Origin of the sequence: Fluviicola taffensis DSM 16823 (genome assembly GCF_943372375.1) — a bacterium.
Classification (GTDB): Bacteria; Bacteroidota; Bacteroidia; order Flavobacteriales_D; family Crocinitomicaceae; genus Fluviicola; species Fluviicola taffensis_A.
In genome coordinates this window covers 268,135-294,465 of sequence record NZ_CALRYJ010000003.1, presented here as the reverse complement: position 1 = coordinate 294,465, position 26,331 = coordinate 268,135, and the positions used below count along the sequence as shown (strand labels likewise).

Here is a 26,331-nt window from a genome sequence, read left to right as displayed (position 1 = left end):
ATCTTCGTGAGAACAAATTTCATTCGATGAAAAAAATACTTTTCGCCCTTCCCTTGTTGTTTCTCTTAACAGCATGCCCGGTTGGTTTGGATTATTCTCCCGGAGCAACTGGAACAGAGGTGGTAAATGATAATTTATCTGGAACATGGGTTCTTGATGAAAGTCATGATGATCACGAGGTTAGAAAAGTGAAATTCACTAAAATAGATAAATACAGTTATGCTGTTGAGGTATTGGAACAAGGTGAAATGTATGCATTGGAAACGAATCATCTAATCATGTATCAAACTAAAATTGATGGATTGAATGTGATGTATTTAAAACCGGAGGGAGAAAATAAATACTATTTGTATCAGTTTGAAATGAAGGGGAATAAACAACTTTCAATTGGCGATATCTCATTACTTGACGGAGGTGTAGATGCCGTTAAGTCAACTCAAAATTTACGGGATCAAATTCAAGCTTCGAAAAATAAAGAAGCATTTTTGGCTCTGGAGAAGTCTTTGTTTAACAAGAAGTGACCGATTTATGAAACGGACCTTACAAAAAATAGCTTTTTTCTTTGAGATGCGCTCCTTCGGGGTGTGCTCATGGTGGGCAACCAAATTGGGGATTCAAACCAACAAAGTGCGCTTGGGCTTTATCTATGCAACGTGTATTGGTTTAGGTTCTCCATTGATTCCTTATTTGATTATGGCTTGGATTCTGGAGCACAAACACTATTTTGGTTTTAGACGGTCCAAACGGGCATCTATTTGGGAATTATAATAGCTGACTTTCATGAAAATCCTTATCACTGGCTCAAATGGTTTATTGGGGCAAAAAATTGTCAAGCGTTGCCTAAAGCATGCTATCCCGTTCGTTGCTACTTCCAAAGGGGCAAACCGGAATCCGGAATGTCCAAACGACCACTATATCAGCTTGGATTTGCTCCAGACAGATGAGGTGCATCAGTTGGTGCTTGACCAAAAACCGACAGCGATTATCCATACTGCTGCATTAACCAATGTGGATTACTGCGAAGATCATCCGGAAGAATGTCATCAGGTGAATGTCATTTCAACCAAGGTGCTTTACGAAGCTGCGAAAAGTATTCAAGCTCATTTTGAATTAGTATCCACCGATTTTGTCTTTGATGGAGAAAATGGTCCTTATAAAGAAGAAGATACCGTAAATCCGCTGAGTGTCTACGCACACTCAAAAGTGGATGCGGAACATCTCCTCCTAACCGATCCGGAAAATTATAAAAACTGGTCGATTGCCAGAACAATCATCGTTTATGGGACAGGCTTCGGATTGTCCCGTTCCAATATGATTCTTTGGGCTATGGAAGCGCTTCCAAAAGGAGAATTGATGAAGCTGGTGGATGATCAGTTTCGCGCTCCGACGTGGGCAGATGACCTGGCTTATGGTTGTGTGGAAATTGTTAAACGGAATCAAACCGGAATTTTCCATCTTTCGGGTCCTAAGCCAAGAGCAATCAATCAGATTGTGGAGGAAGTGGGAAAAGCACTTCAATTAACGGATTTGAAAATTGAAACAATCTCCTCCACGACTTTGAATCAAGCCGCTAAGAGACCGCCAAGAACGGGTTTCGACCTTTCAAAAGCTGAAAAATTATTGGATTATCATCCGATGGATATACAAGAAACCATCCCACTGCTTCAAAAAGAACTCATTCACTACCGCTAAGAACAAACAAAATGACCCACTATTCAAAATCTACCAAACGAGGAATCGTTGTGTTCACGCTACTGCTACTCGCCATTTTTGTGGCACCTGACCTCATTCAATATTTCAGGCCGAAACCGGAAATCAGGATGGAACAATGGTCGACTCCTGAGAAGGAGGTTACAGAGAAACTAAGAAGTCAATCCGGGTTTAATTACCACAAAGGCTGGAAGAAAAAACGCTTTTCAAGACCTTTATCCAAATTTGATCCGAACCAGTATTCATTGGAAGAATGGATGGCTTTGGGGCTTTCTGAAAAGCAAAGTGCGATCGTACTCAAATTCACCTCCCGGAAAATCTATTCCAATGAAGAGTTGAAGCGGATCTTTGTCATCTCCGATGAACTGTTCCAACTCATAAAGGATTCAACGTACTATCCTGAAAGAACGAAGAATCTGGATAAATACACGGAATATAAGCTCGAACAGAAATTGATCAAGGTGGATATCAATCGGGCAAGTCTGGATGAGGTGCTTCAGGCTGCTGAAATAACTGCATTCGATGCAAAACAAATCATCCGGACCAGGGACAATTTCGGCGGATTCTATTCGTTGAGTCAACTGAGTGAGGTTTGGCAGGCAACTCCGGAGAAAATTGCGGTGTGGGAAAAATACATTCGGATTGATCCGGAGAATATCCGAACGATGAATATCAACACGGCAAGTGCGAAGGAATTGTCACTTCATCCATACATTTCATGGAATCTGGCAAATTCTCTGGTGAAGTTGCGGTCCCAAAACGGATTCTATAAAGAACTCCGGGAAATAAAGAAATCGGTTCTGATGACAGATGAACTGTATGAAAAACTGAAGTATTACCTGATAGTGGAATGATTCTATCCCGACAGGATACTAAGTCGAAACAAAATGCGTTGTTGTAATAAACCAAGTAAGTTTGGATGATTTCTTGGAATTTGTCAAATTCTCCCGTAAAATTGCGCTCTCAAAATGGATGACCTTATAGTAGAATCATGATAGAAGAAAAAATTAAAGGCGTAATTAGAGATGTAATCGACTTTCCTAAACCGGGAATCGTCTTCAAGGACATCACTCCGATCATGTTGGATCCCCAATTATCCAAAGAAATCGTCAATCATTTGGTATCGATTTACAAAGACCAAAAATTGGACAAGATTGCCGGAATTGAAAGCCGTGGTTTTTTATTCGGTTATCCTTTGGCAATGGAATTGGGTCTTCCTTTTGTACTGATCCGCAAATCAGGGAAATTACCATACCATAAAATAGACCATTCATACGATTTGGAGTATGGTTCTGCGACCATTGAAATGCATGTGGATGCCGTTCAAGAAGGGGAGCGTGTATTGATACACGATGATTTATTGGCTACCGGTGGGTCAGCTTCAGCCGCTGCGGAGCTCATTCAGAAATGTGGAGGTGAAGTGGCAGGATTTAATTTCCTGGTAGGGTTAAATTTTCTAAATGGTAAAGAAAAATTGAAAAACTACTCTAATAATATTACTAATTTAGTGGCATATTAGAAATTATTAATCGAAAAATAAATTAACGGATACCCCAAACAAACTGTTAATCATGAATTTTGAACTAAACGAAAATCAAAAAATGATCACGCAAATGGTGCGTGATTTTGCGGAAAGAGAAATCCGTCCGAACATGAACCAATGGGATGCAGATGAGTATTTTCCCGTAGATGTCATGAAACAAATGGGAGAACTGGGTTTACTAGGAATCTATATCCCGGAACAATACGGAGGAAGCGGTTTTTCATACCTGGAATATGCAACAGCATTGATGGAGTTAGGAAAAGTGTGTGGAGGAATTGGTCTAAGTGTTGCAGCGCATAACTCGTTGTGTACCGGACACATCTATTACCACGGAAACGAAGAACAAAAGAAAAAATATTTACCGAAATTAACTTCAGGGGAATTTATCGGAGCATGGGGCTTGACTGAACCAAATACAGGTTCTGATGCCATGCGTATGAAAACTACGGCTGTTAAAGATGGAGAATATTGGGTGATTAACGGAGCGAAAAACTGGATTACTCACGGTTTATCCGGAGATGTTGCTGTTGTTTTGGTTCGTACAGGTGAATTGTTGGATTCAAATGGAATAACGGCATTTATCGTGGAAAAAGGAACTCCTGGATTTTCGGCAGTTAAAATCAAAGACAAATTGGGGGTTCGCGCTTCTGAAACAGCAGAATTGATTTTTGACAATGTACGTCTGCACGAGTCACAAGTGATTGGTGAAGTAGGACAAGGGTTCAAACAAGCAATGCACATTCTGGATGGAGGTCGTATCTCAATTGCAGCACTTTCTTGCGGAATTGCACGTGGAGCTTATGAAGCATCCGTGAAGTATGCGAAAGAGCGTGAGCAATTCGGACAACCGATCGGTAAGTTCCAGGCAATCGGATTCAAATTGGCTGATATGGCTACAGAAGTGGAGGCAGCAGAATTGTTGACTTTCCAGGCAGCAGATTACAAAAACCGAAATCAGAAAATGACAACTCAGGGAGCATTTGCAAAATATTTCGCTTCCGAAGTTTCTGTAAGATGTGGAAATGAAGCTGTTCAGATCATGGGTGGTTACGGATTTACAAAGGAGTATCCTGCTGAGAAATTCCTAAGAGATGCGAAGTTGATGACCATCGGTGAAGGAACTTCAGAGATTCAAAAATTGGTAATTTCGAGAGAAATCCTTAAATAGTTCAATAGATCAAAAGTGTTTTTCTTTAAACTTTTTGAACCTATTAAACCCTTTGAACTGGTAAAGTTGATAAAAAAGCGATCAGAGATAAATTATTTTTTGAAATACGCTTTGTTGAAAAGAAAAAAGAATTATCTTTGCGCTCCCTATAAGCGTATAGGTATTAAATAGCTAACAATAGAATTAAATAGATATGTTAATCATTCCAGTTAAAGAAGGCGAGAACATCGAAAGAGCGCTTAAGAAGTACAAGAAGAAATATGACAAAACAAATGTCATGAAAGAATTACGTCGTCGTAAAGAATTCGTGAAACCATCTGTTATTGATCGTCAAGCAAACATTCGTGCAGCTTATGCTCAAAAAATGAAATCTCAAGAGATTTAATCCGGACTTGCTTCGCATTAATGAAATTGAAAGCTCTGGCATTGTGTCAGGGCTTTTTTTGTTTAAATTTAGCCACATTAAAATCTAAAAAATAATGAATCACCTAAAGACTTTACTTTTCATGCTGTTTTTTGCTTCCGGATTACAGCTGGCAGCTCAGAATGCCGAACCCTTAATGAAGCTCCCTAAGAAGAAAGAATTCAAAGCCAGTGAACCGAATTTTATTGCTTCGGTCAATTGGATTGAAAACACACCCTTTGATGAAGAACCTGAAATGCATAGGCATCAATATGCCATGATTGTTGGTTGGATGAGTGATTCTCCTACGATCACAATTACCTTAAATGGCTACCTTCTTGATTACACAAAAGTGAACAAGGAATTGCTGTCTTTTTTTATGGGAGGATGGGGTAAGTATGCCTTAGAGAATGAGTATTCCAAAGACGAGTTAAAGGGCAATTTGGCCGGACTTCGAAGTATGATCCATATTTACAAGACGGGCAAGTTGAAATCAGATGATGCCATGCAGGAATTGGTTGATTTGGATACAAAAGGTGAATTGGAGGAATGGGTAAAGGAAAAAATCAAAAAGTAAGCTGAATTCAATAATTGCAGCCTAAGTATAGGATGTCCTGTTCTCTTTTTTGTATCTTGTAGTTCTGTTATGTCCTATAAAGATTCCTTTATCCATTATCTGCAGGTCGAGAAACGTTACTCGAAACATACCATATTGGCTTACGAAGAGGATTTGAATCAATTCATCGTTTTTTCAGAACTATCAAAATCGGCAGAGTGGAATGAGGTGAATCATCAATTGGTGCGCGCATGGGTTGTTGATTTGCTGGAGGGTGGACAAAGTAATCGCACGGTGTCTCGCAAAATATCTTGCTTGCGTTCCTTTTTCAAGTGGCTGCTTGCAAACGGCAAGGTGGAACAAAATCCTATGTTGCGGATCCGCGGACCGAAAGTTGAAAAGCGTTTGCCACAGTTCGTGAAACAATCCGAAATTGACGGAGCGCGGATTGAACAGCTATTTGCTTCTGATTTTGAAGGAATTCGGGACCGGTTGATGTTCGAATTGTTTTATCAAACAGGAATCCGTTTAAGTGAATTAATTGAACTAAAAAACAAGGACGTAACCACTAACAGCATCAAAGTTTTAGGGAAACGAAACAAGGAGCGGATCATTCCGATCGGTCAGGATCTCTATGGTATCATTCAGTCTTATGAAAAACTGAAGCCTGCCGGACCCGATAGCCAAATTTTGTTATTTGTAAAAAAAGATGGTAGAAAAATGAGTTCAAAGTTTGTATATAGGAAAATAAATACATACCTTGGAAGTGTAACGAATGTGCAAAAAAAGAGCCCGCATGTCTTGCGTCATACGTTTGCAACTCACATGTTGAATAATGGTGCAGGGCTGGAAACTTTAAAGGAACTTTTGGGGCATGCTAATTTATCTGCCACACAAGTTTACACACACAATTCGTTCGCCCAAATAAATTCGATTTATTCACATGCCCATCCACGTGGGCGCAAAAAGTAAAAGTCATGGACGTTAAAGTGCATTCTATCCATTTTAAAGCGGATCAAAAGCTGGTTGATTTTATTAATGACAAAGTTGAAAAGCTGCAAGTTTTTTTTGATCACATCATTGTTGGAGAGGTTTTTTTAAGATTGGATAAGAATTCGGACAAGGAAAATAAGATAGCTGAAGTGAAAATATTGATGCCCGGAAAAGAGTTATTTGCAAAGAAACAATGCAAATCTTTTGAAGAAGCGGCAGATTTGTGTGTCGATGCCTTGCGTACACAAGTAAAAAAATACAAAGGTAAATTAGCGAATTAGTAATTGGAAATGAATTATTTAGATGGATGGCTTCTTAGGTCATCCATTTTTTTTTGATTTTTTTTCATCGAAACGCTTGCAGGTATTTATTTCTTTAGTACATTTGCAAACCCAAATGGGAAAAACACTTTAAAGAATCGTTCTTTTAAATCGTATTTATTACCAAACTTTAATGCCGGTGTAGCTCAGCTGGCTAGAGCAGCTGATTTGTAATCAGCAGGTCGGGGGTTCGAGTCCCTCCACCGGCTCGCATTAAAGGATGGGAGTGTCGCATAGTGGCTATTGCAGTAGACTGTAAATCTATCACCGAAAGGTATCACTGGTTCGAGTCCAGTCACTCCCACGACAAGTAAAATAATATAATAAGCGGGAGTAGCTCAGTTGGTAGAGCGTCAGCCTTCCAAGCTGAGGGTCGCGAGTTCGAATCTCGTCTCCCGCTCAATTACGATATAAAAAGGATAGGCCGGTGTAGCTCAGGGGTAGAGCGCTTCCTTGGTAAGGAAGAGGTCACGAGTTCAATTCTCGTCATTGGCTCTGCAGGGATTCACTCATTAGATTTATGGGTGAAATTTTGTATTAGTAAGAAAAAGGTTTATTAACTACGTAACAAATAAAAACAAATGGCTAAGGAAAATTTTAATCGTTCCAAACCGCACGTTAACATCGGGACTATCGGGCACGTTGACCATGGTAAGACTACGTTAACAGCTGCAATCTCAAGTGTGTTAGCTTCTAAGGGATTGGCTGCGGTTCGTGATTTCTCTTCTATTGACAACGCTCCTGAAGAAAAAGAGCGTGGTATTACTATTAACACTTCACACATCGAGTACGAAACTTTGAATCGTCACTACGCTCACGTTGACTGTCCAGGTCACGCGGATTACGTAAAGAACATGGTTACAGGTGCTGCTCAGATGGACGGTGCAATCTTGGTTGTTGCTGCGACTGATGGTCCAATGCCTCAAACTCGTGAGCATATCCTATTAGGAAAACAAGTTGGTGTTCCTCGTTTAGTTGTATTCATGAATAAAGTGGATATGGTTGATGACGCTGAGTTGTTGGAATTAGTTGAAATGGAAGTTCGTGAATTGTTGTCTTTCTACGATTACGATGGTGACAATGCTCCAGTTATTCAAGGTTCTGCACTTGGTGCATTGAACGGAGAAGCTGAGTGGGTTGCTAAAATCGACGAATTGATGGACGCAGTAGATACATATATCGAATTGCCTCCACGTGATGTTGATAAGCCTTTCTTGATGCCGGTTGAAGATGTATTTACGATTACAGGTCGTGGTACAGTTGCAACAGGTCGTATCGAAACAGGAGTTATCAACTCTGGTGAGCCAGTTGAGATCTTAGGAATGGGTGAAGAGAAATTAACTTCTACTGTAACTGGGGTTGAGATGTTCCGCAAAATCTTGGATAGAGGTGAAGCTGGTGACAACGTTGGTCTTTTATTACGTGGTATTGAGAAATCTCAAATCAAACGTGGAATGGTAATCTGTAAACCAGGTTCTGTTAAACCACATGCTGATTTCAAAGCTGAAATCTACGTATTGAAAAAAGAAGAAGGTGGTCGTCACACTCCATTCCATAACAAATACCGTCCTCAGTTCTACTTCCGTACAACTGACGTAACTGGAGAGATTTTCTTGACAGACGGACGTGAGATGGTTATGCCAGGTGATAACGTAACAATTACTGTTAAGTTAATCGTTCCTGTAGCAATGGACAAAGGTCTACGTTTCGCTATCCGTGAGGGTGGTCGTACAGTAGGTGCTGGTCAGGTTACTGAAATCATCGCTTAATTCGCGATAAACATATCAAAATGAAAGGGGAGCTTATACTCCCCTTTTTACACGGGCGTAGCTCAGCTGGTAGAGTAGTGGTCTCCAAAACCATTGGTCGTGGGTTCGAATCCTACCGCCCGTGCAAAACAAAATAAATTGACCATGTCAAAGTTTAGAAATTATTTTAGCGAAACCATTACTGAGATGACTCAGAATGTTACGTGGCCGACGTGGAAGGAATTGCAGAGTAACGCACTTATTGTGGTAGTTGCATCTGTGATTTTTGCATTGTTGGTATTCGCAATGGACAATGTCTTTGGAATTACTGGAACTCCTACTTCTACCTGGAAGGGAGTTGTCGGATTTATCTATTCTTTCTTTTAATTAGAAAAATGGGAGATATTAAAAAACGTTGGTACGTCGTACGCGCAGTTAGTGGAAAAGAGAAAAAGGTGAAAGAATACCTGGATCTTGAAATTTCACGTTTGAAACTGGATGATTACGTGTCACAAGTATTGATTCCGACTGAGAAAGTTTTTCAAATCCGCAACGGTAAGAAAATCTCAAAGGAAAAAGCATATTTACCAGGATATGTATTGATTGAAGCAGCTTTGGTTGGTGAGGTTCCTCACGTGATCAAAGGGATTCCGAATGTAATCGGATTTCTTGGAGCTGAAAAAGGGGGAGACCCACAACCAATGCGTTTATCCGAAGTAAATCGAATTTTAGGTAAAGTTGACGAATTATCCGAAACAGAAGAGGAATTGAAAATCCCATTTGTTATCGGTGAGTCAGTTAAGGTGATCGACGGACCATTCAACAATTTCTCCGGAGTTATTGACGAAATCAATGAGGACAAGAAGAAATTGAAAGTAATGGTTAAGATCTTCGGACGTAAGAACCTTCTTGAGCTTAGCTACATGCAAGTGGAAAAAGAAGGGTAAACATGTATTAACCGCAGCAGTGAGTTTATTGATTAAAGCTTCCCTTTAATTCTCACGTTATGACTGCATAATTTAAATAAACAATGGCTAAAGAAGTAGCAGCATTGATCAAATTACAGATCAAAGGTGGTCAAGCCAATCCAGCTCCTCCAGTTGGTCCCGCACTTGGTGCAAAAGGGGTTAACATCATGGAATTTTGCAAGCAGTATAATGCTCGTACGCAAGATAAGCCAGGAAAGGTATTGCCATGTGTGATTACTGTGTACAGTGACAAATCATTTGATTTCGTCATCAAAACTCCTCCAGCAGCAGTGCAAATTATTGACAGCGTTAAGCTTAAAAAAGGTTCTTCTGAGCCTAATAAAAGCAAAGTCGGATCAATGTCATGGGATCAAATCCGTGTAATTGCTGAAGACAAAATGCCGGACATGAACTGTTTTACAGTTGATTCTGCAATGTCAATGATCGCTGGAACAGCGCGTAGTATGGGTGTAACTGTTAAAGGAGGTGAAGCTCCGGCAACTAAATAACAAGCGTCATGGGTAGAATTTCAAAGAAAAGAAAAGAGGTTTTAGCTAAATATGATTTAACTAAAGTCTACACATTGACTGAAGCTTGTGATTTGGTTAAGAACATTACAACAACGAAGTTTGATTCTTCTGTTGACATCTCTGTGCGTTTAGGAGTAGATCCACGTAAAGCGAATCAAATGGTTCGTGGTACAGTTGCATTGCCTCACGGAACTGGTAAGGATGTACGAGTATTAGTACTTTGTACTCCGGACAAGGAAGCTGAAGCAAAAGCAGCAGGTGCTGAATTCGTTGGATTGGATGAATTCATTGAGAAAATCAAAGGTGGTTGGACAGACATCGACGTAATTATTACAATGCCTTCAGTGATGGGTAAGGTAGGTGCTTTAGGACGTATCCTTGGACCTCGTGGCTTAATGCCAAACCCAAAAACGGGTACTGTAACAATGGAAGTTGGTAAAGCTGTTGAAGAAGTGAAAGCAGGTAAGATTGATTTCAAAGTTGACAAATTTGGTAATATTCACTCGTCTGTAGGGAAAGCTAGCTTCGAAGGAGTTAAAATTCGCGAGAATGCATTCGAATTGATCCAACAATTAGTCAAATTGAAACCATCCGCTGCAAAAGGTACTTACATTAAAAGTATCTACATCAGCTCTACAATGTCTCCAAGTATCCAAATTGATGCTAAATCTGTTGTAGCTTAAAATCTTGTAGTATGAATAAAGATCAAAAAGCACAGTACATTGAAGATCTTGCTCAAGATTTATCGAAAGCAAATATCTTCTATCTTGCAGACACATCGGCTCTTACAGTAGAAACAATCAACCAATTACGCCGTCGTTGTTTTCAACAAGGTATCGAACTACGTGTAGTTAAGAATACGTTGTTGGCTAAAGCAATGGCTAACGTTGAAGGTAGAAATTACGATAACTTGGCATCCGTGTTAAGTGGACCGACTTCTATCATGTTCTCTGAAGTAGGAAACGCTCCTGCAAAATTGATTAAAGATTTCCGTAAGAAAAATGATAAGCCTGTTCTTAAAGGAGCTTATATTGAAGAAGCAATCTTCATTGGTGATAACCAATTGGATACGCTAGAAGCAATCAAGTCTCGTGAAGAATTGATCGGTGATATCATCGGATTACTACAAAGCCCAGCGAAAAATGTTATCTCTGGTCTTACAAGTGGTGGTTCCAAAATTGCTGGAATCCTTAAAACGCTCGAAGAAAGAGCATAAGTAAAAAAAAATATTTAAGAACCTTTTTTAAAATTTATAAAAATGGCTGATTTAAAACAAATCGCAGAAACATTGGTTAACCTTACAGTAAAAGAAGTTAACGAGTTAGCAACAATCTTAAAAGACGAGTACGGTATCGAGCCTGCTGCTGCTGCTGCAGTAATGGTAGCTGGTGGTGGTGCTGGAGCTGGTGAAGCTGCTGCTGAAAAAACTGAATTCGATGTAATCTTGAAATCAGGTGGTGCTAACAAACTTGCTGTAGTTAAGTTGGTTAAAGAATTAACTGGTAATGGATTGAAAGAATCTAAAGACTTAGTTGATGGAGCTCCTACAACTTTGAAAGAAGCTGTATCCAAAGACGAAGCTAACGCTTTGAAAGCAGCTCTTGAAGAGGCTGGTGCTGAAGTAGAGGTTAAGTAACTAGTTACAAAAGTTTGCAGGAAAGGTGTCCGTCATTTGACGGATGCCTTAACCTGTTTTTCGGCGTTTAGCCAATTTTAAAGTCCTTTTCTCAATTAAATTTATTTCGCCTTGGCAACAACAAGCAATACATCAACGAGAATTAATTTTGCTTCTAGCAAAAATCAGTTCGCTTATCCAGACTTTTTGGATATTCAGCTTAAATCCTTCCAGGAGTTTTTCCAATTGGAAACAACACCTGAAAATCGTGAAAGCGAAGGATTGTTCAAGGTATTTGCGGAAAATTTCCCAATTACTGACACACGAAATCAATTCGTGTTGGAGTTCCTTGATTATTTCATCGACCCACCTAGATACACTATTGATGAGTGTATCGAAAGAGGTTTAACTTATAGTGTTCCACTAAAAGCTAAACTAAAATTATATTGTACAGACCCTGAACACGAGGATTTCGAAACGATCGTGCAGGATGTATACTTGGGAACTATCCCGTACATGACACCAAAAGGTTCTTTTATAATCAATGGTGCTGAACGTGTTATTGTTTCTCAGTTACACCGTTCACCAGGGGTATTCTTCGGTCAAAGTCGTCATGCGAATGGTACAAAATTGTACTCTGCTCGTGTGATTCCTTTCAAAGGATCTTGGATCGAATTCGCAACGGATATCAACAGCGTAATGTATGCTTACATCGATCGTAAGAAAAAATTGCCTGTTACAACTCTTTTCCGTGCGATCGGATATGAAACAGATAAAGATATTCTAGAAATATTCGGATTAGCTGATGAAGTGAAAGCTAACAAAGCTAATTTGAAAAAATGTGTTGGTAGAAGACTAGCGGCTCGTGTATTGAAGTCTTGGATTGAGGACTTTGGAGATGAAGATACAGGAGAAGTAGTATCTATCGAACGTAATGAAGTTATCCTTGACCGTGAAACAGTATTGGAGGATCACCACGTAGATTTAGTAATCGACGCTGGAGTGAAAACAGTTATTTTCCACAAAGAGGATGCGAATACAGCTGATTATACGATTATCTATAACACGCTTCAAAAAGATACTTCAAACTCTGAAAAAGAAGCTGTTGAACATATCTACCGTCAGTTACGTAACGCTGAACCACCTGATTATGAAACAGCAAAAGGTGTTTTTGAGAAATTATTCTTCTCGGATGCACGTTATGACTTAGGTGAAGTAGGTCGTTATAGAATGAATAAGAAGTTGAATATCGACCGTTCGGAGGAATCGCGTGTTTTGACTAAAAATGATATTCTATCGATTATCAAATATTTGATCGAATTGATCAACTCGAAAGCGGATGTGGATGATATTGACCACTTGTCAAATCGTCGTGTTCGTACAGTAGGGGAGCAATTATATGCTCAATTCGGTGTTGGTTTGGCTCGTATGGCTCGTACTATTCGTGAACGTATGAACGTTCGTGATAACGAAGTCTTTACTCCAATTGACTTGATTAACGCGAAGACTTTGTCTTCCGTTATTAACTCGTTCTTTGGAACCAACCAGTTGTCTCAATTCATGGATCAGACCAACCCGCTTTCGGAAATTACGAATAAGCGTCGTTTGTCTGCACTAGGACCAGGTGGTCTTTCTCGTGAAAGAGCAGGGTTCGAGGTTCGTGACGTTCACTATACGCACTACGGTCGTTTGTGTACAATCGAAACTCCGGAGGGACCAAATATTGGTTTGATTTCATCACTTTGTGTATTCGCGAAAGTGAATAAACTTGGTTTCATCGAAACTCCGTATCGTTCGGTAGTGAATGGTAAAGTAGATAATACTACTGAACCAATTTACTTGTCGGCTGAAGAGGAAGATGGTAAAATTATTGCTCAGGCAAATGCCTTGGTGGATGAAAAAGGAAATTTCCTTTCGAATGTGGTGAAAGCTCGTTTTGAAGGTGACTTCCCGGTTGTTCAACCGAAAGATTTGCATTTGATGGACGTAGGTGCGAACCAAATTGCATCAATCGCTGCATCATCAATTCCTTTCTTGGAGCATGATGATGCCAACCGCGCATTGATGGGATCCAACATGCAACGTCAGGCGGTGCCTCTTTTGAAGCCAAATTCGCCTATCGTTGGTACTGGAATTGAACAATTGGTTGCACGTGATTCTCGCGTGTTGATTAATTCGGAAGGACCGGGAACAGTAGAATATGTTGATGCAAACGAAATCGTGATTCGTTACGATTGGTCTGCTGATGACAAATTAGTAAGCTTTGATAGTGAAGTGACTCGTTACTCATTAACAAAATTCCAGAAAACAAACCAAAGTACAACAATCAACTTGAAGCCGATTGTTCGTAAAGGGGACCGAATTGAGAAAGGACAGGTTCTTTGCGAAGGATATGCTACACAAGGTGGAGAGTTGGCATTGGGTCAAAACTTGAAAGTTGCCTTCATGCCTTGGAAAGGGTATAACTTCGAGGATGCGATTGTAATTTCTGAGCGTGTTGTTCGTGACGATATCTTTACTTCGATTCATATTGACGAATACTCTTTGGAGGTTCGTGATACGAAACGTGGAATGGAGGAATTAACTTCGGATATTCCAAACGTTTCTGAAGAAGCAACAAAAGATTTGGATGAAAACGGTTTGATTCGCATTGGTGCGGAGATCAAAGAAGGTGATATCCTTATCGGTAAAATTACTCCTAAAGGTGAAACAGATCCTTCTCCGGAAGAGAAGTTATTACGTGCAATCTTTGGAGATAAAGCAGGTGATGTGAAAGATGCTTCATTGAAAGCAGGTCCATCTCTTCGCGGAGTTGTTATCGAGAAGAAATTGTTCTCTCGCGCAATTAAAGATCGTAAATCGAAAGCTCAGGACAAACCGGTTTTGGAAGTCTTGGATACGGAATACGACAGAGATTACGTGGAGTTGAAAGAAAAATTGGCTGATAAATTAATGACCGTTTTAGGTGAGAACAAATCAGCTGGTGTATTCAACAATTTCAAAGAAGAAATCATTAAGAAAGGAACGAAGTTCACACACAAAAATTTATTGGTAATCGATTACACAATCGTGAACCCGACAAATTGGACAACTGATGCTCATGTGAATGCTTTGATTAGTCGTTTGTTACACAACTTTACGATTAAGGCAAATGATTTATTGGGAATCTACAAACGTAAGAAATTCCATATTTCAGTTGGGGATGAACTACCTGCAGGTATCGTTAAAATGGCGAAAGTCTATGTTGCTCAAAAACGTAAGTTGAAAGTGGGGGATAAAATGGCAGGTCGTCATGGTAACAAAGGTATCGTTGCAAATATCGTTCGTGCTGAAGACATGCCGTTCTTAGAAGATGGAACACCGGTAGATATCGTATTGAATCCACTAGGGGTACCTTCTCGTATGAACTTAGGTCAGATCTATGAAACAGTTCTTGGTTGGGCTGGAGAAAAATTGGGTGTGAAATTCGCAACTCCAATCTTCGACGGTGCAAAACCAGAAGAAATTAATGAATGGACAGATAAAGCAGGAGTGCCACGTTCAGGTAAAACTTACTTGTTTGATGGTGGAACAGGAGACCGTTTCCATCAGCCGGCAACAGTAGGGGTTATTTACATGTTGAAATTATCTCACATGGTGGACGACAAAATGCATGCACGTTCAATCGGACCATACTCGTTGATTACGCAACAACCATTGGGTGGTAAAGCTCAATTCGGAGGTCAGCGTTTTGGTGAGATGGAGGTTTGGGCATTGGAAGCATTTGGAGCTGCAAATATCCTACAAGAAATCTTGACAGTTAAATCCGATGACGTAATGGGTCGTGCGAAAGCATACGAAGCAATCGTTAAAGGTGATAATATTCCAGAACCAGGTATTCCTGAATCATTCAACGTATTGTTGCATGAATTGAGAGGTCTTGGATTGAATATATCAATGGACTAAGATCAAGACGTTATTAGGAAACAAATTGTCAAATTGAATTAAAGAAAGTTATAACATGGCTTACAGAAAAGAAACACCGAAAAAACAAAGTAGCTTTAACAAGATTACGATCTCGTTGGCTTCTCCTGAGGTGATCCGTGATCAGTCAAGCGGAGAAGTGCTCAAGCCTGAGACAATTAACTATCGTACATACAAGCCGGAAAGAGATGGATTGTTCTGTGAACGCATCTTCGGACCAGTAAAAGATTACGAATGTCATTGTGGTAAGTACAAACGTATCCGTTACAAAGGAATCGTTTGTGATCGTTGTGGTGTTGAGGTTACTGAGAAAAAAGTGCGTCGTGAGCGTATGGGACATATCTCTTTGGTAGTTCCGGTAGCACACATCTGGTATTTCCGTTCATTGCCGAATAAAATCGGTTATTTATTGGGATTGCCGACAAAAAAATTAGATCAAATTATCTATTACGAACGTTACGTAGTTATTCAAGCTGGTATCGCGAATAATTTGGATGGAACTTCCCTTACTGAAAAGGATTTCTTGACAGAAGAAGAGTACTTGGATATCTTGGATACTTTACCAAGAGAAAACCAATACTTGGAAGATACAGATCCGAATAAATTCATCGCTAAGATGGGTGCTGAGGCTTTGTACGACTTGTTGCGCAAATTGAATTTGGAAGATTTATCTTACAGATTGCGTCACCAGGCGAATACAGAAACTTCAGTTCAACGTAAACACGAAGCTCTGAAAAGACTTCAGGTTGTTGAAGCAATGCGTGATTCTCAAAAACGTATTGACAACCGTCCGGAATGGATGATTGTGAAAGTGGTTCCGGTTATTCCACCGGAATTGCGTCCGTTAGTTCCATTGGATGGTGGACGTTTCGCAACATCGGATTTGAACGACCTTTACCGTCGTGTAATTATCCGTAACAACCGTTTGAAGCGTTTGATTGAGATCAAAGCTCCGGAGGTAATTTTGCGTAATGAGAAGCGTATGTTACAAGAGGCTGTCGATTCATTATTCGATAACTCGCGTAAAGCTTCTGCTGTTAAAACAGAATCAAATCGTCCGTTGAAATCCCTTTCCGATTCATTGAAAGGTAAACAAGGACGTTTCCGTCAAAACTTATTAGGTAAACGTGTTGACTACTCTGCACGTTCAGTAATTGTCGTTGGTCCGGATTTGAAATTACACGAGTGTGGTTTACCAAAAGACATGGCTGCAGAGCTTTACAAACCGTTTATCATTCGCAAGATGATTGAACGTGGTATTGTGAAAACGGTTAAATCTGCAAAGAAAATCGTTGATCGCAAAGAGCCAGTTGTTTGGGATATCTTAGAAAACGTATTGAAAGGACATCCGGTTTTATTAAACCGTGCTCCTACGCTTCACCGTTTGGGTATTCAGGCATTCCAACCGAAATTGATCGAAGGAAAAGCGATTCGTTTGCACCCGTTGGTAACAACAGCATTCAACGCCGATTTCGATGGTGACCAGATGGCGGTTCACTTACCATTAGGTAACGCTGCAATCTTGGAAGCACAATTGTTGATGCTTGCTTCACACAACATTCTGAATCCTGCGAATGGAGCACCGATTGCGGTACCTTCTCAGGATATGGTCTTGGGTCTTTACTATATTACGAAGTTGCGTACAAGTACCCCGGAACACAAAGTGAATGGTGAAAACGGTATTTTCTATTCTCCGGAAGAAGTTATCATCGCGAATAACGAAGGTAAATTGGATATGCATGCACCTATCAAAGTGAAGTCTTATGACTTGAATGCTGAAGGTGTTCCAACTTTAATGATGATCGATACCACTTGTGGTCGCGTATTGTTTAATGAAGTTGTTCCAAGAGAAGTTGGTTTCATCAATGATGTATTGACGAAAAAAGCACTTCGTGATATTATCGGACACGTATTGAAAGTATGTGGAACGGCTAAAACAGCGAAGTTCTTGGATGATATCAAAGAATTGGGTTATGGAATGGCATTCCGTGGTGGACTTTCGTTCAACTTGGATCATATCATTATCCCGAAAGAAAAAGAAATTTTGGTTGCGAAAGCAGAAACGGAAGTGAAAGAGGTAATGGCCAATTACAACATGGGTCTTATCACGAATAACGAACGTTACAACCAAATTATTGATATTTGGACGCATACGAATTCTCGATTGACAAACACGTTGATGGAGCAATTGAAGAATGACGATCAAGGTTTCAACTCCATCTATATGATGTTTGACTCCGGAGCTCGTGGTTCGAAAGAACAGATTCGTCAGTTGTCAGGTATGCGTGGTTTGATGGCGAAACCTCAAAAATCCGGAGCTTCTGCTCAGGAGATTATTGAGAATCCGATTCTTTCCAACTTTAAAGAAGGTCTTTCGATCTTGGAGTACTTTATCTCTACTCACGGTGCGCGTAAAGGTTTGGCCGATACAGCATTGAAAACGGCGGATGCGGGTTACTTGACTCGTCGTTTGGTGGACGTTGCACAAGACGTTGTTATTAATGCAATGGACTGTGGAACTTTGAGAGGTTTGGTTGCAACATCTTTGAAGAAGAATGATGAGATCGTTGAGCCATTGATCGATCGTATCCTGGGTAGAACATCTGTTCATGATATCTACAACCCGGAAACTGAACAATTAATCGTTGAGGCTGGAGAGTTGATTACTGAAACAGTTGCTGATGAAATCGAAAAATCAGGTATTGAAGAAGTGGAGATCCGTTCGGTATTGACTTGTGAGATGCGTCGTGGAGTTTGTTCCAAATGTTACGGTCGTAACTTGGCAACTCACCGTCCTGCTCAAGATGGAGATGCTGTTGGTGTGGTTGCTGCTCAATCAATTGGTGAGCCGGGAACACAGTTGACACTTCGTACATTCCACGTTGGGGGTACAGCATCGAACAGTACAAACGAATCAGATTTGAAAGCGAAATCTTCCGGTAGATTGGAGATTGACGAATTGCGTACAATTACTCGTAAAGGTCCGGATGGAACTGATAAGACGATTGTTGTAGGTCGTTCAGCTGAATTGAAAATTACAGATCCTAAAACTGGAGTTGCCTTGATGACATCAAATATTCCTTACGGTGCTGAAATGTTGCTTGAAAACAACATTACTGTGAAGAAAGGTGACATCATCTGTAAATGGGACCCGTACAATGCGGTAATCATTTCAGAGGTTTCAGGTAAGGTGTTATTTGAAAACATTATTGATGGTGTTACTTACCGTGAAGAAGTCGATGAGCAAACAGGATTTACTGAAAAAGTAATCATCGAATCCCGCGATAAGAAGAAAAACCCTGCAATTCATATCATTGACGCTAAAACGAAAGAAGTATTGCGTGAGTACAACATCCCAGTTGATTCCCATATTTCCGTAGGTGAAGGCGACAAGGTAGAAGAAGGTGTGATTTTGGTTAAGATTCCACGTATCGCTGGTAAAACAGGGGATATCACAGGAGGTCTTCCACGTGTAACAGAGTTATTTGAAGCACGTAACCCTTCAAACCCTGCAGTGGTTTCTGAAATTGATGGTATCGTTGAATTTGGAAAAATTAAACGTGGTAACCGTGAAATTCAGGTAACTTCTAAAGTTGGTGATGTTCGCAAATATTTGGTTCCACTTTCTAAACATATCTTGGTACAAGAGAACGATTTCACTCGTGCGGGACAACCGTTGTCTGATGGTGCAATTACACCGAATGATATCTTGAATATTCAAGGTCCGACGAAAGTACAAGAGTACATCGTAAATGAAATCCAAGAGGTTTACCGTCTACAAGGGGTAAAAATCAACGACAAGCATTTCGAAGTAATCGTTCGTCAGATGATGTTGAAAGTGGAGATCGTGGATGCTGGAGATACACGTTTCTTGGAAGGACAATCTGTTCACAAAGCAGATTTCATGGAAGAGAACGATGGAATTTACGGTATGAAAGTGGTTGTTGATGCTGGTGAATCAAGTACATTGAAAGCTGGTCAAATCGTTTCTGCTCGTAAATTACGTGATGAGAATTCACAATTGAAACGTGCAGACAAACAACCGGTTGAATCCCGTGATGCAGTTCCTGCAACTTCAACGCCATTATTGCAAGGTATTACACGTGCTTCATTGCAGACACAATCATTCATCTCAGCTGCTTCCTTCCAGGAAACAACGAAAGTATTGAATGAAGCTGCAATCTCTGGAAAAGAAGATCATTTATTAGGTTTGAAAGAAAACGTAATTGTTGGTCACTTGATTCCAGCTGGTACGGGTGTGCGTCGTTTCCAAAAAGTACTTGTTGCAAACAAGGAAGAATTGGATGCGATTTCCTAAGAATTAATATTCTATAAATAGAAGTCCCCGAATTACTTGGTAGTTCGGGGATTTTTTATTCCAACCTTTTGTACTTTCAAACATCACTTGTATAGAAACCATTAAATCGATTTAGTATGAAATTTTTTACATTTTTAGTTATAAGCCTCTTTTTTGGGGTTTATGCAAAGGCTCAAACAATTGCCTATCAACCATTACATGGAAATTACACCAATTATGGATACCAAACCCAGGCCTGGAATGGGATGGAGGTTATCACTTCCAGTACGAAAACTGTTTGGGGTCGTGATACCCTGATTGGTGGTGAAAACTATATCCGGATTTATCGATCCGGAGGACAATATGCCGGTGGGATTCGTGAAGATGTTGCGAATCAGCAGCGCTATTATTTGGATCTGAACAACATCGAAAAGAATATTACGATCAGCCATTTCTTACAAGTAGGAGATATCTTAACGGATAGCTCGGTTTTCCTGAATGCTTTTCGTACCTATTTTGATGATGGAACCTTGGATAGTTATTCATTTGATACCTTAGTAGTAGGTCAGGTCGATAGCATATTGGAAGTCAACGGTACTTACAGTAGCACGTATTATTTTGAAAAACCAAATCAACCAATTGCTTTTTTTACTTATAATACTTATCGTGGATTACTGAATGTAGACCGTTTGGAGTATCATGTTAATCAATTTTGTTATCGTGAATTGGATTCCACGGGTGGTATAAATCCCGCAATTACAATTTGTGACCTGGGAATTCAAGAAATCCCTTCACTGGAAGTTACTGTAAATCCAAATCCCTCAACAAATTCGATTGAATTGTCAGGAAGTGATCTTCCCTTGATAAAGGAGTTGACCATTTATGATTTAAATGGGAAAATGGTAAAGTACATTCCTCAATCTGAAATAAATACAAGAATCTCCCTGGAAGCATTGGAAAACGGTGTTTACTTGCTTGCTTTAAATGGAAATTCAAAGATATTGCGATTGATTAAACAAGAATGAAATTAGAATGAATCCCCGAATTAGTATGTAGTTCGGGGATTTTTAATGTCTTAAAAATCGGAATTACTCAACTCCTTTTCCCGTGCAAAAAGTATAATAGAACCCGATTGTCAATCGATTGGCAGGTGCATTTGCATTAAAGCCAAAGCTGCTGGAGATTTGATCTGGTTTTTTGATAGAACCTGCTCTTGAATGTGTGAACCCCAAAACGCCTACAGACCCGAAAATACTAAATCTTGGAGAAACAGAATAAGCAAAGCCTGCATTCAAACTCACATTAAAAGTATTCAATCTGCCGTTACTTCCAAATCCGGAATTTATAGGGGATGTCCTGCCCAAATAGTTGGTGCTGATTCCTGCAAATGGCTTAAATCGAGCTTCTCCGAAAATATAACGACCGTATATTCTACCTCCGAATTGCATGTTGTCAAGGATGTTTGCAGGGACGAATGAATTTCTGTAACCGTTTAATGTGAGTCCCATGCCGATTTGTACCCGGTCACTTACAAAAGTACCGACCTCCGGTGAGAACGACCAGGAAGCTGATTTTGAAATGATAGATCGGGGATGAGTTACAATGGAAGAGATTCCGGTACTTCCTCCGAGGTACCACGATCCTTTTTGCCCGAAGGCAATCGCTGATGTAATAAGTGTTGCAAGTAAGATTGTTTTTTTCATAAATAGTGCGTTTTATAGACTTCGGCTTTTAAGCAAAATTCAAGCCACATTTTCTGAAATCTGCTGTGAAAATGAAAAAAAAAGAGAGAATCATGTTCTCTCCTTCAATTTTTTTAAGAATCTCGTTAATTTATGGTACGATAACCGGTTTCAAACCACGTAATCCCATATCCGTTGGATAATCTCCAGCTCCTGGTTCGTACTTACCGTCTTGGTTCGCATCATACCACTCAAAACTTTTATTCGTAGAAAGATTCATCGTACAATTGATATCCTGAGTCTCGTTCCCTGTAATAGTGAATGGGGTGTCAAAACTTCCTGTTACAACACATGATCCGGCTGGAACTGGTGATGTTGCAGATAATGGGTTTGGGACTGTTGTGCCAGGCGCTTGACCTTCAACTACGATTCCCAGGTTTTCAAATCCCCAGTAACCTTGCAATTTATTGGCATTGATAGTGAGTGTTTGATTCCAGATTTTGTAAGTGGAAATGTAGGTATTGAATCCTACAAAAGAAGCCAATCGACCAGTGTAATCCGCACCATTATACCGATAATCCAAATCGTAGTTCTGGTAGGTCAAAGACATACGAACCCAGTTGTAAGTATCAGGTGAAATGTTCTTCAATGGAATTTTGACAAATACTTCGTTATCCCCTTTAATAATTGCTTTGTTGAAGTTGACAGCATTGGAACCTCCGGCAGTTGTTTCAGCTCCATGATATAGAATTTCACCAGCTCCCAATTGTGTATACATGCTTTGAGCAAATTCAATATAATGAGCACTCATGCCATGGAAAATGGGAGATTGTGCTGAGTGATCGGAAGGAATCACAGCCGGGTTTCCAAAATTATCCAAACGTGGAGCTAATGAATCGAAATGAAGTTTAACAACCAGATAAGGACCTGTCTCCGTTTCAGAAGTGTAAGTACAGCTTCCGTCATCTGAAGTTGCTTTGTCGTTGTAGTTGGTCGCAGTAGAGTCGGTACAACCTTTTTTCTTACATCCTACTGAAATTGCAGCAAGCAGGATGAACAGAAACGTTAGTTTTTTCATGTTTTAAAGTTTTCGAATGCTAAAGTATGGAAATATGGAGGATATATAAACTTCTAACGGTTTATAAACAAGAACGTTACTTTTTGTTTATCATATAAACAGCAGCAATCCCCAAAAGTCCTCCGATTATAGTATGGATTTCCAGATTCTCACCAAGAATGGCGAATGAGAAGATAGCAGCACTGAATGGTACAATGAAAATAAAACTGCTGGCCTTTTCAGCACCAATTTTGGAGGTCGCAAAAAAGTAAGTGGTAGTTGCCAATGTAACTGCGATAATACTTGAAAAAAGAATATTCCCCCAAAAATGGATGTCCGTCGATTGGATCAATTTACCAATTGCAGTCACGTTGCAGAATGGAATGATACAGATGAGAGTCACGAGATACATCCACCAGGTAAATGCAAAAGGAGAGCCGTATTTCGCAGATTTCGATGTAAATTTGCTCATAACTGACCAAATGAAAGCACTTAGGAGAAAATACAAGTTTCCGGGTTTGGCAAAAACAGCTTCATTTCCCCAAATTTTCAAGAGTGTCAATCCCGCAATGACACCGATCAATAAACCGATGGATTCATTTTTAGTTGGTCTTTTCCAATCGATCAACATTCCAAGACCATAAGCCATGACCGGGTTTAAGGTGGTGACTAAAATTCCACCCGCACCCGGACTTCCATTTTGAAGTCCAGCCAGGAAGGTGTAATTATAGGTTGCCATCAAAGCTCCCGAAATCAATATAAATGGAATCCCTTTTTTAGAAACAAGCAGTTTTGTCCTGATTAAGACGAGTAGAATTAACAAACTGATGACCACAAAACCGTAACGGAAAAATCCCAAAACGACCGGTGTCCCGAATGATGTCAGAACCTTATTCGCCGGCCAACTGACTCCCCAAGTGATCATACTGAGAATCATGAGAATTGTCAGTGTGGATTGAGAAGACTGTTTTTCGTTCATGCCGCAAAATTACTCATTATCAAAAGATGTTTACCTGAAATTTGAGAAAGCTTTTGTATTTTCGCTCTATGGAAAATAATGACAATCAAATAAATATTGAACTGAACGAGGAATTGGCGGAAGGAGTCTATTCCAATCTGGCAATCATCACCCATTCTCAAGCGGAGTTTGTAGCCGATTTTGTTCAGATGATGCCTGGAATGCCCAAAGCAAAAGTGCGTTCTCGAGTGATCATGTCGCCGCAAAATGCAAAACGTCTGATGCGTGCTTTAGCGGAAAATGTTCAAAAGTACGAGCAAGTGAATGGTGTTATCAATGATACGGATACTCCGCCATTCCCACCGATGAATTTTGGAGGAACAACGAATCAGGCTTAAAAACAGTTCAAAAGGTCGAAAAATTGAAAAGTTCAAAGTTGAAGAGTTCAAAACGTGATTAGACATTTAAACCCTTTTAACCCTTGAACTTTTTGAGCCTTGATAATTCTTTTCAGGTAAAAACTGTTCACAACTTACAATAAAATTGTTGTAGAATTGGTTTTACCTGCTATTTTTGTACAAACGCTTATTGGATGACGTCTGAGTTGAAATCTTTAATTGAACAAATTGGCACTAAATCGCGTCAGTTACACCAATCTTTGGTGACTGAGAGAGAACGTGTCCGTTCGATGACGGATGAAATTAATCGTCTTAATGCTGATATTTCTGAGTATCAAAACCAGAAAAAAGCCATGGAGGAAGAACTCCAAAGCTTGCAGTCAGAATTGAACCAAGCGCGTGAACAAGTTCAGGTACAGCCTGTTTCAACCAATGGAGTTGAAATTGATGTACTTGTGAAAGAGATTGATTTCTGCATTCAACAATTAAAAATAGCGAATGAGTAAGGTATCTTTGAAAGTAGTGGTTGCTGGTCGCACGTATCCTTTAACTGTCCAAGAATCGGAAGTTGAAAAGGTACAGCGTGCTGCTGATGATATTAACAAGGCAATCAAACAACTACAAGATAATTTTGCCGTTCGCGATATGCAAGACTTATTGGCGATGACCGCCTTACAATTGTCTACTAGAGGAGGGAAGGCGCCTGCAACAGGTACTGCTCCCCAAGCTGATTTCTCTGAAGCAACTGCTGCATTGAAAGCACTTTCTGATGATTTGGATGCATTGAATTAATTGTTCCGATAGCTATCGGGATACGCAGGTCTTTTTCTCACTTGTTTACGTAACGATCTCCGTAAGCAGTGGGATTTTTTTATTTAAGAAACTATGGTAAATGTAATTATTGGAGCATTGATTGGATTGATAGGAGGTGGTGTAGCTACTTTCATTATCCAACAGACAATGCTCAAGAAAAGAAAAGAGCAAATCTTGAAGGAAGCGGATCTGGAAGGGGAAGCTATGAAAAAGGATAAGATTCTTCAAGCAAAGGAACGCTTCTTGAAATTGAAAGAAGAGCATGAGGAAAACGTGAAGGACCGCGAAAGACGCATGCAGTCGAATGAAGACCGAGTGAAAAGCAAGGAAAAATCACTGACTCAAAAAATCGAAGAAGTTTCCAGAAAGGAAAAAGAAACAGAGCGTTTGCAATCAGAATTAGCAACGAAAGTTGAAGCGAATGAAATCCGTCATCAGGAATTAGATAAAATGCACCAAAAACGTGTTGCTGAGCTGACAAAAATCACAGGAATGTCGATTGATGAAGCGAAGAACCTGTTGATGGAATCGTTAAAAGACGAAGCGAGAACAGCTGCAATGGTTCACATCAAGGAAATTACAGAAGAAGCAAAATTGAATGCAAACCGCGAGGCAAAACGAATTGTTATCCAAACAATTCAGCGTGTTGCTTCCGAACAAGCAGTTGAAAATGCAGTCTCCGTATTCAACATCGATTCAGATGAAGTAAAAGGTCGGATCATTGGTCGTGAAGGTCGAAATATTCGTGCTTTGGAAGCTGCAACAGGAGTTGAAATTATCGTTGACGATACTCCGGAGGCAATTATCTTATCGTGTTTCGATCCGGTAAGAAGAGAGATTGCCCGTTTGGCTTTGCATCAACTGGTTTCCGATGGTCGTATTCACCCGGCTCGTATTGAAGAGGTGGTTGCAAAAACGAAGAAGTCTTTGGAAGAGGAAATTGCTGAGACAGGACGCAGAACTTGTATCGATTTGGGAATCCATGGCTTGCATCCGGAATTGATCCGTATGGTAGGACGTATGAAATACCGTTCTTCTTACGGACAAAACTTATTGCAGCATAGCCGCGAGGTAGCCAATTTGTGTGCGATCATGGCAGCTGAATTAGGATTGAATGTGAAAGTTGCAAAACGTGCAGGATTATTACACGATATCGGTAAGGTTCCGGATGAAGAACCGGAATTGCCACATGCTATCCTGGGGATGAAAATTGCAGAGAAATTCGGTGAAAAACCGGATGTACTGAATGCAATCGGAGCTCACCACGACGAGATTGAAATGACAACCCTGATCTCACCGATCGTTCAGATTTGTGACTCGATCTCAGGTGCGCGCCCAGGTGCTCGTCGTGAGGTGGTTGAATCATATATCAAACGTATCAAGGATCTGGAGAACCTGGCATTGTCTTACGATGGGGTTAATTCCGCTTATGCAATTCAAGCAGGTAGAGAACTACGTGTATTGGTTGAAAGTGAGAAAGTGACAGATTTACGTGCTGACGAACTTTCGTTTGCAATTTCTCAAAAAATTCAAACGGAAATGACTTATCCGGGTCAGGTTAAAGTTACTGTGATTCGTGAAAAACGCTCTGTGAATTACGCCAAGTAAT

Annotated in this window: 27 protein-coding genes and 5 tRNA genes; 29 read left to right on the top strand and 3 right to left on the bottom strand. The window is 40.1% G+C overall.

What is annotated here, in order from left to right:
• Positions 1-26: 26 nt before the first annotated feature.
• From AAG807_RS07090 to AAG807_RS06970, 25 genes are all read left to right on the top strand, one after another.
• Positions 27-521 carry a hypothetical protein gene (locus tag AAG807_RS07090; RefSeq protein WP_341901913.1) on the top strand — a complete coding sequence of 165 codons (495 nt, stop codon included), beginning with the start codon at positions 27-29 and terminating at the stop codon, positions 519-521.
• A 7-nt stretch (positions 522-528) separates the two neighbouring features.
• On the top strand, positions 529-768 hold the full coding sequence (locus AAG807_RS07085; RefSeq protein ID WP_144332601.1) for a PspC domain-containing protein: 240 nt from the start codon (positions 529-531) through the stop codon (positions 766-768).
• A gap of 12 nt (positions 769-780) precedes the next feature.
• Positions 781-1,692 (top strand): SDR family oxidoreductase, encoded by a 912-nt coding sequence (locus tag AAG807_RS07080; RefSeq protein WP_341901911.1) that lies wholly within the window; start codon positions 781-783, stop codon positions 1,690-1,692.
• Between the two features lie 11 nt (positions 1,693-1,703).
• Positions 1,704-2,564 carry a helix-hairpin-helix domain-containing protein gene (locus tag AAG807_RS07075; RefSeq protein WP_341901909.1) on the top strand — a complete coding sequence of 287 codons (861 nt, stop codon included), beginning with the start codon at positions 1,704-1,706 and terminating at the stop codon, positions 2,562-2,564.
• 137 nt (positions 2,565-2,701) lie between these two features.
• Positions 2,702-3,229: an adenine phosphoribosyltransferase gene (locus tag AAG807_RS07070; protein WP_341901908.1), complete on the top strand. Its 528-nt coding sequence runs from the start codon at positions 2,702-2,704 to the stop codon at positions 3,227-3,229.
• Between the two features lie 52 nt (positions 3,230-3,281).
• A complete protein-coding gene (locus AAG807_RS07065) occupies positions 3,282-4,421 on the top strand; it encodes an acyl-CoA dehydrogenase family protein (RefSeq protein WP_341901907.1) in 1,140 nt (379 codons plus the stop codon).
• Positions 4,422-4,614: 193 nt separating this feature from the next.
• Positions 4,615-4,806 (top strand): 30S ribosomal protein S21, encoded by a 192-nt coding sequence (gene rpsU / locus AAG807_RS07060; protein WP_013686906.1) that lies wholly within the window; start codon positions 4,615-4,617, stop codon positions 4,804-4,806.
• A 94-nt stretch (positions 4,807-4,900) separates the two neighbouring features.
• Entirely contained in the window at positions 4,901-5,401 is a 501-nt protein-coding gene (locus AAG807_RS07055; RefSeq protein ID WP_341901906.1) for a hypothetical protein, read from the top strand.
• A 69-nt stretch (positions 5,402-5,470) separates the two neighbouring features.
• On the top strand, positions 5,471-6,352 hold the full coding sequence (locus AAG807_RS07050) for a tyrosine-type recombinase/integrase (RefSeq protein WP_341901904.1): 882 nt from the start codon (positions 5,471-5,473) through the stop codon (positions 6,350-6,352).
• Between the two features lie 5 nt (positions 6,353-6,357).
• Positions 6,358-6,654: a ribosome-associated translation inhibitor RaiA gene (gene raiA, locus AAG807_RS07045; RefSeq protein ID WP_341901903.1), complete on the top strand. Its 297-nt coding sequence runs from the start codon at positions 6,358-6,360 to the stop codon at positions 6,652-6,654.
• A 174-nt stretch (positions 6,655-6,828) separates the two neighbouring features.
• Positions 6,829-6,902: transfer RNA gene (locus AAG807_RS07040), tRNA-Thr, on the top strand.
• Positions 6,903-6,915: 13 nt separating this feature from the next.
• Positions 6,916-6,997 (top strand) — tRNA-Tyr (locus tag AAG807_RS07035).
• Positions 6,998-7,020: 23 nt separating this feature from the next.
• A tRNA-Gly gene (locus AAG807_RS07030) sits at positions 7,021-7,093 on the top strand.
• A gap of 23 nt (positions 7,094-7,116) precedes the next feature.
• A tRNA-Thr gene (locus AAG807_RS07025) sits at positions 7,117-7,188 on the top strand.
• 86 nt (positions 7,189-7,274) lie between these two features.
• Positions 7,275-8,462: an elongation factor Tu gene (gene tuf, locus AAG807_RS07020; protein WP_341901902.1), complete on the top strand. Its 1,188-nt coding sequence runs from the start codon at positions 7,275-7,277 to the stop codon at positions 8,460-8,462.
• Positions 8,463-8,513: 51 nt separating this feature from the next.
• Positions 8,514-8,586 (top strand) — tRNA-Trp (locus AAG807_RS07015).
• A gap of 20 nt (positions 8,587-8,606) precedes the next feature.
• Positions 8,607-8,828, top strand: coding sequence for a preprotein translocase subunit SecE (gene secE / locus AAG807_RS07010; RefSeq protein WP_294858201.1), 222 nt, complete (start codon positions 8,607-8,609; stop codon positions 8,826-8,828).
• An 8-nt stretch (positions 8,829-8,836) separates the two neighbouring features.
• Positions 8,837-9,388: a transcription termination/antitermination protein NusG gene (gene nusG / locus AAG807_RS07005; RefSeq protein WP_294858202.1), complete on the top strand. Its 552-nt coding sequence runs from the start codon at positions 8,837-8,839 to the stop codon at positions 9,386-9,388.
• A gap of 83 nt (positions 9,389-9,471) precedes the next feature.
• Positions 9,472-9,918, top strand: a complete 447-nt coding sequence (gene rplK / locus AAG807_RS07000; RefSeq protein WP_144332614.1) for a 50S ribosomal protein L11 — start codon at positions 9,472-9,474, stop codon at positions 9,916-9,918.
• Between the two features lie 8 nt (positions 9,919-9,926).
• Entirely contained in the window at positions 9,927-10,622 is a 696-nt protein-coding gene (rplA, locus tag AAG807_RS06995; RefSeq protein WP_341901899.1) for a 50S ribosomal protein L1, read from the top strand.
• An 11-nt stretch (positions 10,623-10,633) separates the two neighbouring features.
• Entirely contained in the window at positions 10,634-11,155 is a 522-nt protein-coding gene (gene rplJ / locus AAG807_RS06990) for a 50S ribosomal protein L10 (RefSeq protein ID WP_341901898.1), read from the top strand.
• Positions 11,156-11,197: 42 nt separating this feature from the next.
• Complete coding sequence (rplL, locus tag AAG807_RS06985; protein ID WP_341901897.1) at positions 11,198-11,575, top strand: 50S ribosomal protein L7/L12; 378 nt, start codon at positions 11,198-11,200, stop codon at positions 11,573-11,575.
• A 111-nt stretch (positions 11,576-11,686) separates the two neighbouring features.
• Positions 11,687-15,499 carry a DNA-directed RNA polymerase subunit beta gene (rpoB, locus tag AAG807_RS06980; protein WP_341901895.1) on the top strand — a complete coding sequence of 1,271 codons (3,813 nt, stop codon included), beginning with the start codon at positions 11,687-11,689 and terminating at the stop codon, positions 15,497-15,499.
• A gap of 55 nt (positions 15,500-15,554) precedes the next feature.
• Positions 15,555-19,835 (top strand): DNA-directed RNA polymerase subunit beta', encoded by a 4,281-nt coding sequence (gene rpoC, locus AAG807_RS06975; protein WP_341901894.1) that lies wholly within the window; start codon positions 15,555-15,557, stop codon positions 19,833-19,835.
• A 116-nt stretch (positions 19,836-19,951) separates the two neighbouring features.
• The gene (locus AAG807_RS06970; RefSeq protein ID WP_341901893.1) at positions 19,952-20,839 is read left to right on the top strand and encodes a T9SS type A sorting domain-containing protein; all 888 of its coding nucleotides are present in this window, start codon (positions 19,952-19,954) and stop codon (positions 20,837-20,839) included.
• A 63-nt stretch (positions 20,840-20,902) separates the two neighbouring features.
• Here the strand turns inward: AAG807_RS06970 and AAG807_RS06965 are convergent, their stop codons facing one another.
• The 3 genes from AAG807_RS06965 to AAG807_RS06955 all read right to left on the bottom strand — a co-directional run bounded on the left by AAG807_RS06965 (position 20,903) and on the right by AAG807_RS06955 (position 23,532).
• The gene (locus AAG807_RS06965; RefSeq protein ID WP_341901892.1) at positions 20,903-21,517 is read right to left on the bottom strand and encodes an outer membrane beta-barrel protein; all 615 of its coding nucleotides are present in this window, start codon (positions 21,515-21,517) and stop codon (positions 20,903-20,905) included.
• A 130-nt stretch (positions 21,518-21,647) separates the two neighbouring features.
• A complete protein-coding gene (locus AAG807_RS06960) occupies positions 21,648-22,574 on the bottom strand; it encodes a hypothetical protein (protein ID WP_341901891.1) in 927 nt (308 codons plus the stop codon).
• 76 nt (positions 22,575-22,650) lie between these two features.
• The gene (locus AAG807_RS06955) at positions 22,651-23,532 is read right to left on the bottom strand and encodes a DMT family transporter (RefSeq protein ID WP_341901890.1); all 882 of its coding nucleotides are present in this window, start codon (positions 23,530-23,532) and stop codon (positions 22,651-22,653) included.
• A 68-nt stretch (positions 23,533-23,600) separates the two neighbouring features.
• Between AAG807_RS06955 and AAG807_RS06950 the strand changes: the two genes are divergently transcribed.
• The 4 genes from AAG807_RS06950 (at position 23,601) to rny (ending at position 26,330) form a co-directional block, all read left to right on the top strand.
• Positions 23,601-23,909, top strand: a complete 309-nt coding sequence (locus AAG807_RS06950) for a DUF3467 domain-containing protein (protein ID WP_341901888.1) — start codon at positions 23,601-23,603, stop codon at positions 23,907-23,909.
• A 194-nt stretch (positions 23,910-24,103) separates the two neighbouring features.
• Positions 24,104-24,415, top strand: coding sequence for a hypothetical protein (locus AAG807_RS06945; RefSeq protein ID WP_341901887.1), 312 nt, complete (start codon positions 24,104-24,106; stop codon positions 24,413-24,415).
• Positions 24,408-24,701 (top strand): cell division protein ZapA, encoded by a 294-nt coding sequence (locus AAG807_RS06940; protein WP_341901886.1) that lies wholly within the window; start codon positions 24,408-24,410, stop codon positions 24,699-24,701. Before AAG807_RS06945 ends, AAG807_RS06940 begins: the two co-directional genes overlap by 8 nt.
• Positions 24,702-24,794: 93 nt before the next feature.
• The gene (rny, locus tag AAG807_RS06935; protein WP_341901885.1) at positions 24,795-26,330 is read left to right on the top strand and encodes a ribonuclease Y; all 1,536 of its coding nucleotides are present in this window, start codon (positions 24,795-24,797) and stop codon (positions 26,328-26,330) included.
• The last annotated feature ends 1 nt before the right edge of the window (position 26,331 follow it).

Coding starts and splice junctions, on each gene's coding strand:
- AAG807_RS07090 (WP_341901913.1), top strand. CDS start 27: ATGAAAAAAATACTTTTCGCCCTTCCCTTGTTGTTTCTCTTAACAGCA.
- rplK (WP_144332614.1), top strand. CDS start 9,472: ATGGCTAAAGAAGTAGCAGCATTGATCAAATTACAGATCAAAGGTGGT.
- rny (WP_341901885.1), top strand. CDS start 24,795: ATGGTAAATGTAATTATTGGAGCATTGATTGGATTGATAGGAGGTGGT.
- AAG807_RS06940 (WP_341901886.1), top strand. CDS start 24,408: ATGAGTAAGGTATCTTTGAAAGTAGTGGTTGCTGGTCGCACGTATCCT.
- rpsU (WP_013686906.1), top strand. CDS start 4,615: ATGTTAATCATTCCAGTTAAAGAAGGCGAGAACATCGAAAGAGCGCTT.
- AAG807_RS07075 (WP_341901909.1), top strand. CDS start 1,704: ATGACCCACTATTCAAAATCTACCAAACGAGGAATCGTTGTGTTCACG.
- AAG807_RS06955 (WP_341901890.1), bottom strand. CDS start 23,532: ATGAACGAAAAACAGTCTTCTCAATCCACACTGACAATTCTCATGATT.
- AAG807_RS07055 (WP_341901906.1), top strand. CDS start 4,901: ATGAATCACCTAAAGACTTTACTTTTCATGCTGTTTTTTGCTTCCGGA.
- AAG807_RS07065 (WP_341901907.1), top strand. CDS start 3,282: ATGAATTTTGAACTAAACGAAAATCAAAAAATGATCACGCAAATGGTG.
- AAG807_RS06960 (WP_341901891.1), bottom strand. CDS start 22,574: ATGAAAAAACTAACGTTTCTGTTCATCCTGCTTGCTGCAATTTCAGTA.
- raiA (WP_341901903.1), top strand. CDS start 6,358: ATGGACGTTAAAGTGCATTCTATCCATTTTAAAGCGGATCAAAAGCTG.
- secE (WP_294858201.1), top strand. CDS start 8,607: ATGTCAAAGTTTAGAAATTATTTTAGCGAAACCATTACTGAGATGACT.
- rplJ (WP_341901898.1), top strand. CDS start 10,634: ATGAATAAAGATCAAAAAGCACAGTACATTGAAGATCTTGCTCAAGAT.
- AAG807_RS06970 (WP_341901893.1), top strand. CDS start 19,952: ATGAAATTTTTTACATTTTTAGTTATAAGCCTCTTTTTTGGGGTTTAT.
- AAG807_RS07085 (WP_144332601.1), top strand. CDS start 529: ATGAAACGGACCTTACAAAAAATAGCTTTTTTCTTTGAGATGCGCTCC.
- AAG807_RS06945 (WP_341901887.1), top strand. CDS start 24,104: ATGACGTCTGAGTTGAAATCTTTAATTGAACAAATTGGCACTAAATCG.
- nusG (WP_294858202.1), top strand. CDS start 8,837: ATGGGAGATATTAAAAAACGTTGGTACGTCGTACGCGCAGTTAGTGGA.
- AAG807_RS07070 (WP_341901908.1), top strand. CDS start 2,702: ATGATAGAAGAAAAAATTAAAGGCGTAATTAGAGATGTAATCGACTTT.
- rplA (WP_341901899.1), top strand. CDS start 9,927: ATGGGTAGAATTTCAAAGAAAAGAAAAGAGGTTTTAGCTAAATATGAT.
- AAG807_RS06965 (WP_341901892.1), bottom strand. CDS start 21,517: ATGAAAAAAACAATCTTACTTGCAACACTTATTACATCAGCGATTGCC.
- rpoC (WP_341901894.1), top strand. CDS start 15,555: ATGGCTTACAGAAAAGAAACACCGAAAAAACAAAGTAGCTTTAACAAG.
- AAG807_RS06950 (WP_341901888.1), top strand. CDS start 23,601: ATGGAAAATAATGACAATCAAATAAATATTGAACTGAACGAGGAATTG.
- AAG807_RS07050 (WP_341901904.1), top strand. CDS start 5,471: ATGTCCTATAAAGATTCCTTTATCCATTATCTGCAGGTCGAGAAACGT.
- rplL (WP_341901897.1), top strand. CDS start 11,198: ATGGCTGATTTAAAACAAATCGCAGAAACATTGGTTAACCTTACAGTA.
- tuf (WP_341901902.1), top strand. CDS start 7,275: ATGGCTAAGGAAAATTTTAATCGTTCCAAACCGCACGTTAACATCGGG.
- AAG807_RS07080 (WP_341901911.1), top strand. CDS start 781: ATGAAAATCCTTATCACTGGCTCAAATGGTTTATTGGGGCAAAAAATT.